The sequence below is a fragment of the SAR324 cluster bacterium genome (genome assembly GCA_029245725.1).
GTDB lineage: Bacteria > SAR324 > SAR324 > SAR324 > NAC60-12 > JCVI-SCAAA005.
Genome location: JAQWOT010000185.1, coordinates 1 through 14,005, shown reverse-complemented (window position 1 = coordinate 14,005; position 14,005 = coordinate 1). Strand labels below are relative to the sequence as shown.

General features: G+C 48.5%; 22 protein-coding genes. 6 read left to right on the top strand and 16 right to left on the bottom strand.

The features are described from left to right. Positions 1-210 (top strand): Ldh family oxidoreductase (locus tag P8O70_09550; GenBank protein ID MDG2197115.1); only part of this gene is annotated, 210 nt, incomplete at its 5' end. On the opposite strand, the gene P8O70_09545 is transcribed toward P8O70_09550, so the two are convergent. Further along, positions 166-327, bottom strand: a complete 162-nt coding sequence (locus P8O70_09545) for a hypothetical protein (protein ID MDG2197114.1) — start codon at positions 325-327, stop codon at positions 166-168. The two genes, P8O70_09550 and P8O70_09545, sit on opposite strands and share 45 nt — an antisense overlap. Here P8O70_09545 and P8O70_09540 point away from each other — a divergent pair. Beyond that, positions 274-411 carry a hypothetical protein gene (locus tag P8O70_09540; protein ID MDG2197113.1) on the top strand — a complete coding sequence of 46 codons (138 nt, stop codon included), beginning with the start codon at positions 274-276 and terminating at the stop codon, positions 409-411. The genes P8O70_09545 and P8O70_09540 overlap by 54 nt on opposite strands. 22 nt (positions 412-433) lie before the next feature. Here the strand turns inward: P8O70_09540 and P8O70_09535 are convergent, their stop codons facing one another. The 8 genes from P8O70_09535 to P8O70_09500 all read right to left on the bottom strand — a co-directional run bounded on the left by P8O70_09535 (position 434) and on the right by P8O70_09500 (position 6,496). Continuing rightward, positions 434-709, bottom strand: coding sequence for a hypothetical protein (locus tag P8O70_09535; GenBank protein MDG2197112.1), 276 nt, complete (start codon positions 707-709; stop codon positions 434-436). Between the two features lies 1 nt (position 710). Beyond that, entirely contained in the window at positions 711-1,688 is a 978-nt protein-coding gene (rsmH, locus tag P8O70_09530; protein ID MDG2197111.1) for a 16S rRNA (cytosine(1402)-N(4))-methyltransferase RsmH, read from the bottom strand. A gap of 2 nt (positions 1,689-1,690) precedes the next feature. Continuing rightward, the gene (locus tag P8O70_09525; GenBank protein ID MDG2197110.1) at positions 1,691-2,611 is read right to left on the bottom strand and encodes a hypothetical protein; all 921 of its coding nucleotides are present in this window, start codon (positions 2,609-2,611) and stop codon (positions 1,691-1,693) included. After that, a complete protein-coding gene (mutM, locus tag P8O70_09520; GenBank protein ID MDG2197109.1) occupies positions 2,608-3,462 on the bottom strand; it encodes a bifunctional DNA-formamidopyrimidine glycosylase/DNA-(apurinic or apyrimidinic site) lyase in 855 nt (284 codons plus the stop codon). The genes P8O70_09525 and mutM overlap by 4 nt, the downstream gene beginning before the upstream one ends. A gap of 18 nt (positions 3,463-3,480) precedes the next feature. Continuing rightward, positions 3,481-4,542: a class I fructose-bisphosphate aldolase gene (locus tag P8O70_09515; protein ID MDG2197108.1), complete on the bottom strand. Its 1,062-nt coding sequence runs from the start codon at positions 4,540-4,542 to the stop codon at positions 3,481-3,483. A gap of 328 nt (positions 4,543-4,870) precedes the next feature. Further along, positions 4,871-5,608 (bottom strand): 3-deoxy-manno-octulosonate cytidylyltransferase, encoded by a 738-nt coding sequence (gene kdsB / locus P8O70_09510; protein MDG2197107.1) that lies wholly within the window; start codon positions 5,606-5,608, stop codon positions 4,871-4,873. Continuing rightward, positions 5,605-6,291, bottom strand: coding sequence for a thiopurine S-methyltransferase (locus P8O70_09505; GenBank protein MDG2197106.1), 687 nt, complete (start codon positions 6,289-6,291; stop codon positions 5,605-5,607). The genes kdsB and P8O70_09505 overlap by 4 nt, the downstream gene beginning before the upstream one ends. Positions 6,292-6,298: 7 nt before the next feature. Beyond that, positions 6,299-6,496, bottom strand: coding sequence for a hypothetical protein (locus P8O70_09500; GenBank protein MDG2197105.1), 198 nt, complete (start codon positions 6,494-6,496; stop codon positions 6,299-6,301). A gap of 62 nt (positions 6,497-6,558) precedes the next feature. Here P8O70_09500 and P8O70_09495 point away from each other — a divergent pair, with 62 nt between their 5' ends. Both P8O70_09495 and P8O70_09490 read left to right on the top strand, forming a co-directional pair. Next, entirely contained in the window at positions 6,559-6,729 is a 171-nt protein-coding gene (locus P8O70_09495) for a hypothetical protein (GenBank protein MDG2197104.1), read from the top strand. Between the two features lie 113 nt (positions 6,730-6,842). Next, positions 6,843-7,223, top strand: a complete 381-nt coding sequence (locus P8O70_09490; GenBank protein ID MDG2197103.1) for a hypothetical protein — start codon at positions 6,843-6,845, stop codon at positions 7,221-7,223. Positions 7,224-7,236: 13 nt separating this feature from the next. Here the strand turns inward: P8O70_09490 and P8O70_09485 are convergent, their stop codons facing one another. Both P8O70_09485 and P8O70_09480 read right to left on the bottom strand, forming a co-directional pair. Next, positions 7,237-7,455 (bottom strand): hypothetical protein, encoded by a 219-nt coding sequence (locus tag P8O70_09485; GenBank protein MDG2197102.1) that lies wholly within the window; start codon positions 7,453-7,455, stop codon positions 7,237-7,239. A gap of 29 nt (positions 7,456-7,484) precedes the next feature. Next, positions 7,485-7,886, bottom strand: coding sequence for an FxsA family protein (locus P8O70_09480; GenBank protein ID MDG2197101.1), 402 nt, complete (start codon positions 7,884-7,886; stop codon positions 7,485-7,487). A 25-nt stretch (positions 7,887-7,911) separates the two neighbouring features. Here P8O70_09480 and P8O70_09475 point away from each other — a divergent pair, with 25 nt between their 5' ends. Then, complete coding sequence (locus P8O70_09475; GenBank protein ID MDG2197100.1) at positions 7,912-8,085, top strand: hypothetical protein; 174 nt, start codon at positions 7,912-7,914, stop codon at positions 8,083-8,085. Here P8O70_09475 and P8O70_09470 read toward each other — a convergent pair. Then, positions 8,066-8,335: a hypothetical protein gene (locus tag P8O70_09470; GenBank protein MDG2197099.1), complete on the bottom strand. Its 270-nt coding sequence runs from the start codon at positions 8,333-8,335 to the stop codon at positions 8,066-8,068. The two genes, P8O70_09475 and P8O70_09470, sit on opposite strands and share 20 nt — an antisense overlap. 312 nt (positions 8,336-8,647) lie before the next feature. Between P8O70_09470 and P8O70_09465 the strand changes: the two genes are divergently transcribed. Next, positions 8,648-9,385, top strand: coding sequence for an RsmE family RNA methyltransferase (locus tag P8O70_09465; protein ID MDG2197098.1), 738 nt, complete (start codon positions 8,648-8,650; stop codon positions 9,383-9,385). Positions 9,386-9,389: 4 nt separating this feature from the next. On the opposite strand, the gene P8O70_09460 is transcribed toward P8O70_09465, so the two are convergent. The 4 genes from P8O70_09460 to P8O70_09445 all read right to left on the bottom strand — a co-directional run. Beyond that, a complete protein-coding gene (locus tag P8O70_09460) occupies positions 9,390-10,361 on the bottom strand; it encodes a MoxR family ATPase (GenBank protein MDG2197097.1) in 972 nt (323 codons plus the stop codon). A 142-nt stretch (positions 10,362-10,503) separates the two neighbouring features. Next, a complete protein-coding gene (gene groL / locus P8O70_09455; protein MDG2197096.1) occupies positions 10,504-12,162 on the bottom strand; it encodes a chaperonin GroEL in 1,659 nt (552 codons plus the stop codon). 41 nt (positions 12,163-12,203) lie between these two features. Next, positions 12,204-12,485 (bottom strand): co-chaperone GroES, encoded by a 282-nt coding sequence (gene groES, locus P8O70_09450; GenBank protein MDG2197095.1) that lies wholly within the window; start codon positions 12,483-12,485, stop codon positions 12,204-12,206. Positions 12,486-12,760: 275 nt separating this feature from the next. Then, positions 12,761-14,005 (bottom strand): extracellular solute-binding protein (locus P8O70_09445; GenBank protein ID MDG2197094.1); only part of this gene is annotated, 1,245 nt, incomplete at its 5' end.

Here is a 14,005-nt window from a genome sequence, read left to right as displayed (position 1 = left end):
CGACAAGAGATTGAAGATTTTGTCACTTCAATCAGAAATTCAGCACCACGCCACCAGGATCAGCCTGTGCTTATGCCTGGTGACCCAGAGCGTACAAAGCGCAGGACTGCTCGGATGAATGGCATTGAACTCGGACAGTCGATTTGTGATCAGTTGATTGAGATTTCAACGGAACTCGGTGTGGTCATTCCCAATCCCATGGGTGGCTGAGTTTGAGATGAATGTTCCGTCAGTGAAGATAATCCCTGCTCCTCCCAGTGCAAAGGTTGAGAGATGAGCAAACTGCCAATCGTTGGCAAGGCCTTCCTTTGCGGAGTACTGGCACATGGGAGAAATCACGATTCGATTGCGTGTCGTGACACTTTTCAGGGCCAATGGTTCGGCAGAGGCTCCATGCGTTTCCCAGAATGAGACAGGCTTGGTGGATACGCTGCTATGAAGTGGTAGGAGGCTTAGGGGGAGTCCGTTTATCAGTGATGTAATCGGCAATGTAGGCACGCAATCGTCGGAGGGCTTTGCGCAACTGCCATTTTTCACGCAGGGTGGGCTCATAATAATTGGGCTGCTCCACGTGGTAGCCAAAGAAGCCGTTGCCAATCCAGATCTTCATGCCGTTGCGATGCATCGCATGAAACTGATCCAGTCGCCAGTGGTGTGGGTTCCGGTTCATGTCATTGATGATCACATCCAGGCGTTCCTTCTTGGCCATTTCAGTCCTCAGACTCTTTGTCAGATCCTGGAAAGCAGACTGCATTGCGTTCGAAAACACGCAGACGAGCACTACGACTCCGAGGATTTTGCTCTATTTCCTCGGCGCCTGCAACAATTGGCTTACGCTGCAGAGAGACCCCAAGAGCTTGTAGACCACAAACACAGAGGGGCAGGTCTGATGGACAGCAGCAGGGTCGCTCCCATTCCCGAAATCTCTGCTTAACGGGGCGATCTTCCAAGGAGTGGAAGGAAATGACAGCTAGCCGTCCTCCTGGCCGCAGATTCTCAATAGCAAAGTCGAGCAAGGCGTTGATTTCCTGGGGTTCCCGATTTACTTCCATTCGCAGTGCCTGAAAGGTTTGGGTAGCTGGGTGGAAGTTAGGCTTTTGGAATTTTCTGGGAATTACACGTTCCACTAGTTCAGCCAGTTCACTGGTTGTAACGAGTGGAGCATTGGCACGATGTTGTACAATGGCACGAGCAATTTGTGGAGCAAAGCGCTCTTCTCCGTAGGTTTGCAGCAGTCTGCGGATCTCAAATTCACTCCGCTGCTGGAGGATCTGTGTGGCAGTTTCCACCTGTCTGAATGGATCCATTCGCATGTCGAGAGGTCCTTCCTGCAAAAAGGAAAAACCACGCTCTGGAGCTGCCAATTGCTCTGAGGACATCCCAAGATCTGCAAGGATGAAATCGAAGGGCTTGCGCCACTTCTCAGCCCAGTATGGTAATTCTAGAAAACTGGCCTGTTCAATTGCCGTGACTCCTGGATATTCAGCCAGTCGGTGGCGTGAGGCAGCCAGGGCTGTAGGGTCACGATCAATCCCATACAAGTTCGCTTTTGGGAATTTCCCTAGCAAAGCACGTGAGTGACCAGCCCCACCAAGGGTGCAATCAAGTAGATTTTTGCTATTTGCGGGCGTAGACCCTAGCACTTCTGCCAACAACACGGGGAGGTGTCGAAAACGGGGCTCAGACATGGTCAGGGGAAACGATAGAAACTACGAGCTACCGAATGATATGGGAGCTTTTGCTGAAACAGCAGATTGTGTTGGGTAGAGAGATTTCGAAACAAAAAGCGTGGATTAGAAGATTCAGCGTGACCAAACAGGCTGCGCAGCAGGTTATTTACCAAGCTGTCAGGAACAGTCTCGTGCACAACCAGTACCGGGAACTCTGCCAGCAACTGCAAGGCTGGCTGTCCTACATAGGTTTCTGCGGGGAGCGTGTAAGAACGCGTCCAAGGAAGTTGCTGTGTCCAAACTTTCTGCAGAGTGTCCTGGGCTTCTGTCAGGTAATATCCGGGGAAATTCAGCAAGGCTCGAATTTCCTGTAGGGGGTAGCTACCCCAACTGAGAAAAACATCTTCTTTGAACCCTTCAAGAGCCTCAATGGTTTCTTCCTGGCGGAACCAGTTTGTCTCCTGCAGCAGCAAAACAGGTGATTTATCGTCCCAAGCTCTAATAACTTCCAGGGCCTGTAACGGGGCTCGTACAGTGCGTGCAGCTGTCAATGGTACGATTTGAGGTGGCTGCAAGCGACTGATCAGATACAGCACGTTTGGCCAGAGTACGCTCACTACTTTCACTTGAGGATATTCTGGGAGCAACTGCCAAGCCTCCTGCCCATTGATGATCGCTAGATGCCCTCGCTGATCTCTCATCTGCTCCAGTCGAGTGGCTCCGTCCATAGTGGAAACAGGCTGAAGATCACTTCCAAAGCTGACACCTGGCATACTCCAAATTTCTGCCAGATCATTTGCAAATTGGTGAGAGGCTGTGTTTTCAGGACCACTGAGTAACAGGTATTGCTTAGTTTTCAGACTGACCTGTGCCAGGGCTGGCAGAGCTGTCAACACCAGAAGCATTAGAATTCCAAGACAGCGTAAGAAGGGGGAATTCATTTTTGGCATCCGATGCAGAAGAAAGTACTGCGCTGCTGCTGCACAATGCGTTGCAAGGGAACTGCACAGCGTGGACAGGGCTGAGACTCTTTGTCGTAGACCTGCAGAAAATTCTGAAACTCTCCGGTCTTTTCATCAACCTGCCGAAAATCAGAAACTGAGGTGCCGTTATATTCGATAGCGGACAGCAGAATCCGACGAGTATTTTCTACGACAGCCTGAACTTCCTTCTTTTTCATAGAATGTGAATTGCGTTGAGGGAGCACGCCAGAGGCGAATAGGATTTCAGAAGCGTAGATATTGCCAATTCCAGCAACCAGTCGCTGATCCAGTAGGAACGGTTTGATCTCTTTTGAACTGGCTTTCAATCGGGGATATAGGTAACGAGTATTGAAGTCTTCTGTAAGAGGTTCTGGCCCTAGTACTTGCAGCTTGGGAATTTCAGTTGCTGAGGGAAAGAGCTCTAAGGTCCCAAAGTTACGCATGTCGGTAAATATCAAAACCTGACTATTACCCAACCAGAACCAAGCTCGGTCATGAGGAGCAGGCTCCGAAGGAGGATCTGTGACTACAAATTTTCCCGTCATTCGTAAGTGACCTAGTAATAAGGATTCAGGCTGAAGCTGAAACAGTAGGTACTTGGCTCTGCGTGTCACGCTCTCAATAGTGCATCCCTGAACAGCAGCGGCAAAGGCTTGGGGAGTGGAGCCTGGAACTGTTTTTTCACGATAGACTTCTACCCGCTGGATTGTCTGGCCAGTGATCAAGCTACGTAGACCACGAACAACGGTTTCAACTTCAGGTAATTCAGGCATTAGGTTGCTGGGGAGCAGATGAAATGGGGCGGACAAGCTTGCCCCAAGGCAAGATTAGGCAATAGTGATTTGATCACAAAGATACACATCCTGCACGGATTGCAGTAAGGCAACACCCTCACCTATTTCTCGTTTGAAAGCCTTTCGCCCTAGGATCAAGCCGGAGCCTCCAGCACGTTTGTTGACAACAGCAGTGTAGAGTGCTTCGCCCAGATCACTGCTGCCCTTGCTGTCTCCACCCGAATTGATCAGGGAGGCCCGACCGGCATAGCAATTGAGCACTTGGTAGCGGGTCATGTCGATAGGGTGTGCAGAGGTCAGTGAGTCATAAACTTTCTTATCGGTCTTGCCAAACTTGACGGCACCGTAGCCGTTGGAAACTTCAGGGAGTTTCTGCTTAATGATGTCTGCTTCTATCGTGACACCAAGATGATTGGCCTGGGAACTCAAGTCGTCTGCTGTTTCGTAGTTCACTCCATCCTTGAAGAAGCCGGAGTTGCGCACGTAGCACCAAAGCACAGTTGCCATACCCAGTTCATGAGCTGCCGCAAACATCTGCGAGACTTCCCAGAGTTGTCGACGTGAATCTGGGCTGCCAAAGTAGACAGTTGCCCCAATCGCCACAGCACCCATATTCCATGCCTGCTTCACACTGCCATAGAGCGTCTGATCGTGTTGGTTGGGATAGCTTAGTAATTCGTTGTGGTTGAGTTTAACCAGAAATGGAATGCGATGGGCGTATTTGCGAGAAACAATCCCAAGCACACCAAGAGTGGAAGCAACAGCGTTACAGTCGGCTTCAATCGCTAATTTTATAATGTTTTCAGGGTCGAAGTAGCTCGGGTTGGCGGCAAAAGAAGCACCCGCCGAATGCTCGATTCCTTGATCCACGGGTAGAATTGAGAGATAGCCCGTATTTGCTAGACGTCCAGTACCGTATAGTTGACCCAGAGATCGCAGAACCTGTGGATTGCGATCACTTTGTTGCCAAATCCTGTTCGTCCAATCAGGACCGGGTAGATGCAGGCGCTCTTTGCCAAATCGGGGATTTGCGAATTTGACCAACTCTTCGACAGGTTGGCCCCCTTGGCTTAAGATCGCATCTAATTGTGCCATAGAACGTCTCTCGATAAATTTGAAAAATGAATATGAGGATTTGGTTTGTCTTCACAAGAGAAAAACAAACCGTAGTTAGGAGGAAGAATCCAGTCAATTTCAGTAGAGATATGTTCTTGTCAAGAATGTAACTGTAACTTATAAAATATATTTTTCGAGTACAATAGTACGATCAAAAATCTTCATTTTTATTGAAAAAATTAGCAAAAGTTGATGATCTGATAAAACTGTAACTTATAGTAATAAGTTACATAATAGGGGATTGAGGTAGTGAAATTCAACGGGCTTTCTTAATAAGAACAATTTAAATTATCTAAATTGGTAATAATCAATCTTGGATCATTCCTGTTGTGATCAGTTGAGCGACGTGTGCAAGGTCCTCTGGCACATCTACTCCAATGCTATCCACAGGAGATTCTACGCAAAGGATTGAATATCCATTTTCCAGAACCCGCAATTGTTCTAACTGCTCTTGCTGTTCAAGAGGGGTTGTGGGCCAGTTGGCAAATTCCAGCAGGAAGTCACGGCGGTAGAGGTAGATCCCAAAGTGCTTCCAGCAACCACGAAACACCTGATCTCGGACATGAGGTACAGGTGATCGTGAAAAATAGAGAGCTCGTTGATTTTGTGCTAGTATGGCCTTGACGACATGTGGGTCTTGCCAGGTGTTGGGATCATCACTGCGAAAAACAAGAGTTGCCATGGGGCAACTGCCATCTGCAAGTGCACGCTGTATGAGTGTTTCTAAAACTTCAGGTGCGATGGTTGGTTCATCTCCCTGAACGTTGAGCACCCACTCACAGGGCTGATTCTGAATCACCTCCACGATTCGATCTGTCCCTGTTGGGTGATTAGGCGAAGTCATGCAGGCTTGACCACCGAAAGCCTGGACAGCGTTGATGATACGTTCATCATCGGTAGCTACGAGGACCTGACCTACTGAGGGAACTTGTTGAACTCGCTCGTATACATGCTGAATCATTGGCTTCCCATGCAGGTCAACCAGTGGTTTGCCAGGGAATCGTGAAGACTCATAACGAGCTGGGATGACAGCAAGAATTTTCATGGGAAGGTAATCAGGTAAACAGCTTCGTAGGCCCAACGTAGCCCAGCTTTCTGGAAGTTGGGAGATTCAGTGAGAATGTCTTGTTTTCCCAGCAATTCGATGTTGGCAGCGGAGGCAAACAACTCGAAGATTTCATTTTCTGGAACTGAATGTGGCGGACCACTGATCACACCGTCTGCATAAGCGAGCGTCACCAACAACAGCTTCGTGTTGGGAGAAACCAGACTGCGGAGCAACGCTACATAATTTTTCCGTAATTCATTAGGTAGAGCAATCAGGGAAGCTCGATCAAAGACCGCTTGTATAGGTTGATCCTCCAGATGTTTGGAACTCATTTGGAAGATATCACCCTGTAGCAAGGTTAGATTGCCGTATTGGTAAGTTGCGAAGGGATCTCTTAAGGAGTGAGTCGGAGTGATTTGGTTTTCTTCAAAAAAAGCCTTAACAGCCTGAGGAACTAACTCCACCCCGATGACCTCATGAAAGTGTCTTTGAAGCCAGATCAAGTCCTTTGATTTGCCACAGAGTGGGACAAGAATACAGGATGTCTCATTGGGGTGAGTGTCGGTTGCCAGGGAGTGTACATGGCGAACAAGTAGAGGATTGACTTCTGGAAGATGGAAGCCGATACGTCCCTCTTGCCAGCGAGCCCACCATTGCTGTTGTTCTTGTTGTAAATCCATCGGCTAGCTACTGAAAAATGCCATCTGCGATGACTTTTAATCCTGAAACAGAGAGGGAAATTGAGTTAGAAGAGTTGTAGAAATAAAAAAAATCTGAATAAGTCAGATTTTTTTCTTGCAGTCCGAACCCTTTTTGCATAGGTTTTTTGCACTCCCCATCGGCGGGAGTGCTTAGTCTGAGCCATCCCATCAGCGTCAGAGTCATCCAAAATCTGTCGCATAATCCACCTGCCATCGGAGGCAGGCTAGTCTTAAGAGAACAGCAAGATGCTAACCAGTCTGTCATTGGACACGACACGCTTTGATCGACCCTGCACCCTCCCAACCGGTTTATTCTCGCCTAATGAATTCTCTGAAACCAAAGTTTCTTCCAGAATCGTTCAACACGGCGTTGCTAGCGGCATGGAGCCAGTAGCTCGAGTTTTTGCTGTGTTCTGACTCCAGATGTTGGGATCAGAGAGTTAGTTTGGTACTTCCTTTGGCAGGGCGGGGGCGTACCCAATGTAGTACGGTTTTCAGGATGAGAACCGAGTAGTCATGGAGTGACGAAAATGCAGAGCAACCCGTTGCAATCGCAACAACAAGAGTGGTTGATTGGTCTGAACAACCGCCTGATCGACATGAATGAACGTCTGATCGAGCAGCGCGGCCAAGACCAGCGAGAACGTGAACTGCTGTTGCAGATCGTTCAAAACACCGAGAATCATCGTCCGGTTACTGCCCAGGAAACGGTTTCCAAGACGAAGGTTCGTTTGATGTCAGGTAAGGACTTTCAATCAGAGGAAGATCCGAAGCCTGCGCTGTCCCAGTTGTTTTTGCGATCACAACCCCAAGCGGTGCCATTGAGCCTGATGCTTCATCGGGAGTTGATGTCAGGCGCTGATTTCCGAAATGGACAGCCTGCTCCTCGGTTGTCCAGTCTGTTCATGTGAAGCGTCACTGTCCTCAACGCAGTGGCCAAGACGTTCCATCCACATTGGGATCTTGCAGACGATAGAGTTGAATCAATTCGTTTGCATGATCCCTGCTCACCAACTTTTCCACTAGATCCAACTGTTCTGTGATCAAAGCGTTGTCATACGGGCGTTTGCCTCGTTTGACAGTTTCCAGACTCAGTATCTTAGAGGCTTGCTGTACAATTAGGGCGGGAGATTTTGCGTCCATGCTGCCTGCGTGAAAATCAGTGAAGATGCCTAGCCATAGATAATTGGACCATTACCCACGTTACGTTGAGCATATACTAATTCTATGCGACGTTTAAGCCATTCTCGGCATAGAGTTCGGGTTGCTGGAATGAGCAAAAATAACCCTGCAGCGTCAGTCAAAAATCCGGGTGTGAGCAAGACAATCCCAGCGATGGCGATCAATAGAGCGTTGAGCAACTCTTCTCCCGGAACCACTCCCTGTTGAAAAGAATCCCGAATTCGTCCCAAGGTCTGTAGTCCTTGACTGCGAGCAAGACTAGCTCCTACAATTCCAGTTAAAATGACCAAAGCAATGGAAGGTAGAATTCCAATCTGCCCCCCGATTGCGATCAGAATATAGATTTCACTGACAGGAATGAGTGTAAAGGCCAGAAACAGTTTCCAGAGCATAGTTATAACCTAGAGGTCAGGAAAAATGGGATTGTTGCTAATATTGATGATATTCGTGTCGATGGTCACCTTGGGCATCATTGAACGGCGTATCTCAAGAAGACGTTTTGAAGCATCTCGCCAGCGACTCCAACAGTTGCAGAAAAACTCTGCTGATGATGTAGAGGAGGCAATTCAACTCAGTCGGAACTCTTCTTGAGTTTCTCTCGGAGTGACTTGAGTTCCTGCAGGACAACTTTGTGTTGTGTTTTTTGCCGAGCTGGTTCTTCTGGACGATGGATTTGTTTCAACAAAGCAGCGATTGCTTTTGGACGTGATAAATTACGTTGATTAGCATATTGATCCAACTCCTGCAGCACCGACTCAGGCAAGCCCAGCAGGATCTTTCGCACTGGTTCAGTGTATTCCTTCTTGCGCCCAGCGCCTTCTCGAAATCCTCCCCGCGGCATATTACCTCATCATTCTACTAAAGTTCTGTGATCTCCTGCCGATAACAAACTCGTGTTATCTATGAGTGCTCGTCGCAATCTCTTGTATATGGGGATCTATGAAAACGCCCAAACGTTATTTGCTTCCGACCCAACGGCTTTATATACGTCGGAAGTGCCGTCATCGATTGACGCCAATGGAAGTCGCCGTCCGCAAGGGCCTCTAACTTCTCTTCAAGATGCTACGGGGTACAGGTTATCAAGTACCTCGTTGCAACTCCTCTTCCGATTTTTTCCCACCAGTATATAGTATTTCAACAAGTTTTGTCCAAAATGTCTGCTTATTTCAAATTTGAAGGTGATCTGCGCCTTGCCCTGTGTGCTGAAATGGAAGGAGAGGAAGTTCGGCATATCAGACAATCTAGACGTTTACGACCAGGAGATGACTTTCTATTGCAGGATCGGCTTGGACAGCGATTTCGTGTGAAACTGCTAAACCAGATAAGACAGCGATTAGAGTTTGAGGTTCTGGAAGCCATAGTTGTGCCGGAGTCATCGCCGTTATCGCTGGAGTTGTGGTTGGCTTTGCCTAAAGAGAAAGCTTTGGAGTTGATACTCCAGAAAGGTGTGGAACTGGGAGTGAGTCGTGTGGTGCTCTTTCAAGGAGAATTTTCGAGCGGTCGTGCCGAAACTCCTACGATAAATACTCAGCAGCGCTGGGAACGCATCATGAGCGAAGCTTGCAAGCAGTCAGGGCGTCAGTTTTCACCAACCTGGACATGGTTTCAATCACTCGAAGCAGCACTGGGCCAGACGACTGCCACAGATCAGCATTGGATCTTTGCTCCTTTGCTAGATTCTTCGGATTGGCCGATTTCCAAAGAGGAAATGGTGGGGCAAAAACACACTCTTTGGATTGGCCCTGAGGGGGGATGGCATGCTTCTGAGATTGCACTGGCACATCAGGCAAAGGCTAGATCACTTACGCTAGGTCCAAGAATTCTACGTACAGAAACGGCAGCCATATCTGCGATGACGATCTTTCAGCATCGATTTGGTGACCTGAATTGATGTGTCAAGGAACAGGCACATGCTGCAGTAGTTTTTGAAGAATTTGATCTGCCGTCCAACCATCTGCCTCAGCTTCATAGCTCAGTAAAATGCGGTGACGTAGCACGTCTGCGTAAATTTCCTGCACATCATCCGGACTGACAAAATCTCTACCCTGTAACCAGGCTCGTGAGCGTGCACAGGCATCTAAGGCGATTGTCCCTCTCGGACTGGCTCCCACCTGAAGCTTTGAAGCCAGTTCTGGTAAATATCGCTGTGGTTTACGGGTAGCTAGTATTAATTCCACCAGATAACGCTCCAATTCTGGCACAATATAGATTGAGAGTACTTCCTGTCGGGCTGCAAAGACTACTTCTTGAGGTAGGGGCAAATAGCTCTTGCGTTGCTTGGAGAAGTTTTGATCTGTTTCCTGCCGAGCCAGTTGGAGAATCCGTAACTCGTCCTCAGCCTGAGGATAATCGACCAGTACCAGCATGAGGAAACGATCCAGTTGAGCCTCTGGAAGTGGATAGGTACCCTCTTGCTCAAGAGGATTCTGAGTCGCCATTACTAAAAATAGCTCTGGCAGCAGGTAGGTCTCTCGCCCTACGGTAACCTGCCGCTCACCCATCGCTTCCAACAACGCGGATTGAACCTTGGCAGGAGCACGGTTGATCTCATCTGCTAAGACAAGATTGTGGAAAACCGGTCCTTTTTGGAAATGGAAGCTCGCATCTTGAGGTCGATAAATTTCTGTACCAGTGATGTCGGCTGGCAGTAGATCGGGAGTGAACTGGATTCGATGGAAATTACATTCCAGTAAATCGCCAACTATGCGAATTGCTCGTGTTTTGGCGAGTCCAGGAGCTCCTTCGACCAAGAGATGACCGTTAGCGAGTAGGGCAATCAGGATGCGTTCAGTCAGTTGAGCTTGCCCAATGATAGCTTCGTTAAGGTGTTGCTGAAGTTTGGAGAATTGTTGCTGTAGTTGGCTCATGACAACGTTTGAGGAGCAATAATCTTGGCTGGTTACTCGTTGGTGGGCATAAAAAAAGGTGGTCCGTCTTTAGACGAACCACCTTTCAAGGCTTTCAACTAGTTGACAGTACCTAAACACTGTCAAGACGTCTGGGCATGAATTACATCATTCCGCCCATTCCGCCCATTCCGCCCATTCCGTCCATTCCCCCTGGAGGTCCTGCAGGTGGCTCTTCCTTTGGGATTTCGTGGATACCAGCTTCTGTGGTTAACAGTAATCCTGCCACAGATGCTGCATTCTCCAGGGCCGTGCGGACAACCTTGGTGGGGTCAATGATACCGCTATCAATCATGTTGACATAGTTGCCTTCGGCAGCATTGAAGCCGTAGTTGACATCACTGTTACCTTTGACTTTGTCAATGATTAGCGCACCTTCTAGGCCAGCGTTGTTGACAATCTGACGCAGTGGTGCTTCGATAGCTCGTAAAATGATTGCGGCGCCAACTTTCTGGTCTTCGTTAGCTTCGCCATTGATTACTGATTGAACAGCGTCGATACAGCGAGCCAGGGCAACGCCACCACCAGGAACGATGCCTTCTTCGACGGCAGCACGGGTTGCGTGTAGTGCGTCTTCGACTCGAGCCTTCTTCTCCTTCATCTCGATTTCGGTTGCGGCACCAACATTGATGACTGCGACACCACCAGCCAATTTGGCCAAGCGCTCTTGCAGCTTCTCACGATCGTAATCCGAGGTGGTTTCCTCAATCTGTGCACGAATTTGGTTGATGCGTCCTTTGATATTCTCCTTGTCACCGGCTCCATCTATGATGGTTGTATTGTCCTTGTCAATGACGATGGACTTGGCTTGACCAAGGTTGTGCAGTGTGAGGTCTTCCAACTTCATACCCATATCTTCAGAAACAACTTGGCCTCCGGTCAGGATGGCAATGTCCTCCAACATGGCCTTGCGGCGATCGCCGAACCCAGGGGCTTTTACGGCAGAGCACTTCAGTGTTCCACGAATCTTGTTGACAACCAATGTGGCTAGTGCCTCACCTTCTACGTCTTCAGCGATGATCATGAAAGGCTTGCCAGTCTTAGCGATTTGCTCCAGTACGGGCAGCATGTCTTTCATGTTGCTGACTTTCTTCTCTACCAAGATCACGTAAGGATCTTCAAGGGCAACTTCCATGCGCTCAGAGTCAGTCACGAAGTATGGAGAGAGGTAGCCGCGATCAAATTGCATTCCTTCAACAACGTCCAAACTTGTTTCAGCGCTCTTAGCTTCTTCAATGGTAATGACACCGTCCTTACCAACTTTCTCCATTGCTTCTGCGATGATTTCACCGATGGTTTCATCACTGTTGGCAGAAATGGTTCCAACTTGAGAGATTTCTTTAGAGCTGGCAACAGACTTGGAAATTTCGTGCAGGCGTGCATTAGCAGCAGTAACTGCTTTGTCAATACCTCGCTTCAAATCCATAGGATTGGCGCCAGCAGCCAAATTTCGGTTGCCTTCATTGACAACTGCCTGAGCCAATACGGTGGCTGTTGTGGTCCCATCACCAGCCACATCAGACGTTTTGGAAGCTACTTCCTTAACCATCTGAGCACCCATGTTCTCCAATTTATTTTCCAGTTCGATTTCTTTAGCAACGGTAACACCGTCTTTGGTCACCAAAGGAGCACCGAAAGATTTTTCAATCAGTACATTACGACCTTTGGGGCCCAGTGTGACGCGGACAGCGTTTGCCATCTTGTTCACACCAGCGAGCAGTTGGTCACGGTTGTCCGCGCCAAAAATAATAGTCTTCGCCATGGTTCCTTTATCCAGAAAAATTGGTTAGCGGGAGGATTGAATCAGAGGACGCCGAGGATGTCATCTTCACGCATGATCAGATAATCCTGACCATCTACCTTGACTTCGGTTCCGCCGTACTTGCTGAAAAGAACACGATCACCAGCTTTCACGTCTGGCTCGATCACATTGCCATTGTCTAGACGCTTGCCCTTGCCGACAGCAACGACTTCGCCTTCTTGTGGCTTCTCCTTAGCGGTGTCTGGAATGATGATACCGCCTGAGGTCTTCTCTTCCGCCTCAATGCGTTTCACCAAAATGCGATCTTGCAGTGGACGAATCATGGTTCTCCTTTTGCGAACGATTTTAAGGTTAGCTCCAATTGAATGCCAGTATTAGCATTCGGTTGAAGTGAGTGCTAAAAACTTACCCAAGCCAGTTTGAGAAATCAAGAGAAAAATAGCACTATCCATCAATGAGTGCTAATCATTCAAATTCGAGTGAAGACGATCTTGAAGAAAACGGATTATTCAACGGTTGTGGAATGACGGTTGTGGAATGGTAGAGGCTCTTTGCTACAGAAAAAGCCTCTGATATACGGCGGCTTGGGGAGGAGCAGTTAGTTTTTGTTCTGGATGTCAACCTTGGCAGCCTTGGCTGGATCTTCCCACCAGGTCAGTAGTCCAAGACCATACTTGGGTGTGATCGCGGGGCGAGAGAATCGATTCCAGTAGCCCACTCGGAAATAGTTGATGTGCCAATGTGGAATCAGGTAGTGGTTCCAGAGCAAGGCTCGGTCAAGTGCTTTTGTGCGAATGATCAATTCCTGTCGATTGGGTGCAGCAATCAGCAATTCAACAAGTTGGTCGACAGCTGGATTACGGATTCCTATCAGGTTGCGGCTGCCTTCCAAATCTGCAGATTCCGAGTGCCAGAATTCACGCTGTTCATTGCCGGGTGAGAGAGATTGCCCGATTACTGTAACAACCATGTCGAAATCGAAGCTACGCAAGCGGTTGACATATTGCGAGGGGTCCACGACTCGCACGCTCATGTCAATTCCCAAACGCTCCAAATTTTTCTTGTAGGGCAATACTATACGTTCGAAAGCGGGAGAAACCAGCAGGATCTCAAAGCTGAAGGGTTTGCCGGCATTGTTGACACGCTTTCGGCTATTAGCGTCTACTTTCCAGCCAGCAGCGCTTAGTAGCGCACTAGCTTGACGCAATTGGGAACGCAAATTTCCGGAGCCATCACTGACTGGAACCTTAAACTCCGTAGTAAAAACTTCTGTAGGTAGTTGACCCTTCAGGGGTTCCAGATATTTTAGCTCTGCTTCTAAAGGTAACCCGGAGGAAGCCATTTCAGAGTTGGTGTAGTAGCTAGTACTTCTGCGATACTGGCCATAGAATAGGTTTTGATTGCTCCATTCAAAATCGAAAGCATAGCCCAGTGCTTCCCGAACTCGAGTGTCCTGGAAGATGGGGCGTCTCAAGTTATATGCGAAGCCTTGCATTCCACGGGGAAGTTCGTGGTGAATCTCTTCCTTGATGATCAACTGTTGTTCGTATTTGGGGCCATTATACATCGTGGCCCAGTCTTTGGAGGTGTTTTCTCGGCGGAAGTTATACTCACCGGCGTTAAAGGCTTCTAGAGCAACAGTGCTGTCGCGGTAGTAGTCGTAACGAATGCGGTCAAAGTTGTAATGGCCACGTTGAGCAGGTCGATCTTTACCCCAATAGTCTGGCACACGTTCGTAGGTAATCGTCTTGCCAGCTTCGAACTCGGCAATGCGGTACGGACCACTTCCCAAGGGAGGTTCCAGCGTTGACTCTCCAAAGTCTCGATTCTCCCAATAGTGCTG

Excerpts from the sequence above, each read along its gene's own strand:
- P8O70_09480 (MDG2197101.1), bottom strand. The coding sequence starts at position 7,886 with ATGCTCTGGAAACTGTTTCTGGCCTTTACACTCATTCCTGTCAGTGAA.
- P8O70_09535 (MDG2197112.1), bottom strand. The coding sequence starts at position 709 with ATGGCCAAGAAGGAACGCCTGGATGTGATCATCAATGACATGAACCGG.
- P8O70_09490 (MDG2197103.1), top strand. The coding sequence starts at position 6,843 with ATGCAGAGCAACCCGTTGCAATCGCAACAACAAGAGTGGTTGATTGGT.
- P8O70_09515 (MDG2197108.1), bottom strand. The coding sequence starts at position 4,542 with ATGGCACAATTAGATGCGATCTTAAGCCAAGGGGGCCAACCTGTCGAA.
- P8O70_09485 (MDG2197102.1), bottom strand. The coding sequence starts at position 7,455 with ATGGACGCAAAATCTCCCGCCCTAATTGTACAGCAAGCCTCTAAGATA.
- groL (MDG2197096.1), bottom strand. The coding sequence starts at position 12,162 with ATGGCGAAGACTATTATTTTTGGCGCGGACAACCGTGACCAACTGCTC.
- P8O70_09475 (MDG2197100.1), top strand. The coding sequence starts at position 7,912 with ATGGGATTGTTGCTAATATTGATGATATTCGTGTCGATGGTCACCTTG.
- rsmH (MDG2197111.1), bottom strand. The coding sequence starts at position 1,688 with ATGTCTGAGCCCCGTTTTCGACACCTCCCCGTGTTGTTGGCAGAAGTG.
- P8O70_09465 (MDG2197098.1), top strand. The coding sequence starts at position 8,648 with ATGTCTGCTTATTTCAAATTTGAAGGTGATCTGCGCCTTGCCCTGTGT.
- P8O70_09460 (MDG2197097.1), bottom strand. The coding sequence starts at position 10,361 with ATGAGCCAACTACAGCAACAATTCTCCAAACTTCAGCAACACCTTAAC.
- P8O70_09540 (MDG2197113.1), top strand. The coding sequence starts at position 274 with ATGAGCAAACTGCCAATCGTTGGCAAGGCCTTCCTTTGCGGAGTACTG.
- P8O70_09470 (MDG2197099.1), bottom strand. The coding sequence starts at position 8,335 with ATGCCGCGGGGAGGATTTCGAGAAGGCGCTGGGCGCAAGAAGGAATAC.
- P8O70_09500 (MDG2197105.1), bottom strand. The coding sequence starts at position 6,496 with ATGACTCTGACGCTGATGGGATGGCTCAGACTAAGCACTCCCGCCGAT.
- P8O70_09545 (MDG2197114.1), bottom strand. The coding sequence starts at position 327 with ATGTGCCAGTACTCCGCAAAGGAAGGCCTTGCCAACGATTGGCAGTTT.
- groES (MDG2197095.1), bottom strand. The coding sequence starts at position 12,485 with ATGATTCGTCCACTGCAAGATCGCATTTTGGTGAAACGCATTGAGGCG.
- P8O70_09505 (MDG2197106.1), bottom strand. The coding sequence starts at position 6,291 with ATGGATTTACAACAAGAACAACAGCAATGGTGGGCTCGCTGGCAAGAG.
- P8O70_09495 (MDG2197104.1), top strand. The coding sequence starts at position 6,559 with ATGCTAACCAGTCTGTCATTGGACACGACACGCTTTGATCGACCCTGC.
- kdsB (MDG2197107.1), bottom strand. The coding sequence starts at position 5,608 with ATGAAAATTCTTGCTGTCATCCCAGCTCGTTATGAGTCTTCACGATTC.
- P8O70_09525 (MDG2197110.1), bottom strand. The coding sequence starts at position 2,611 with ATGAATTCCCCCTTCTTACGCTGTCTTGGAATTCTAATGCTTCTGGTG.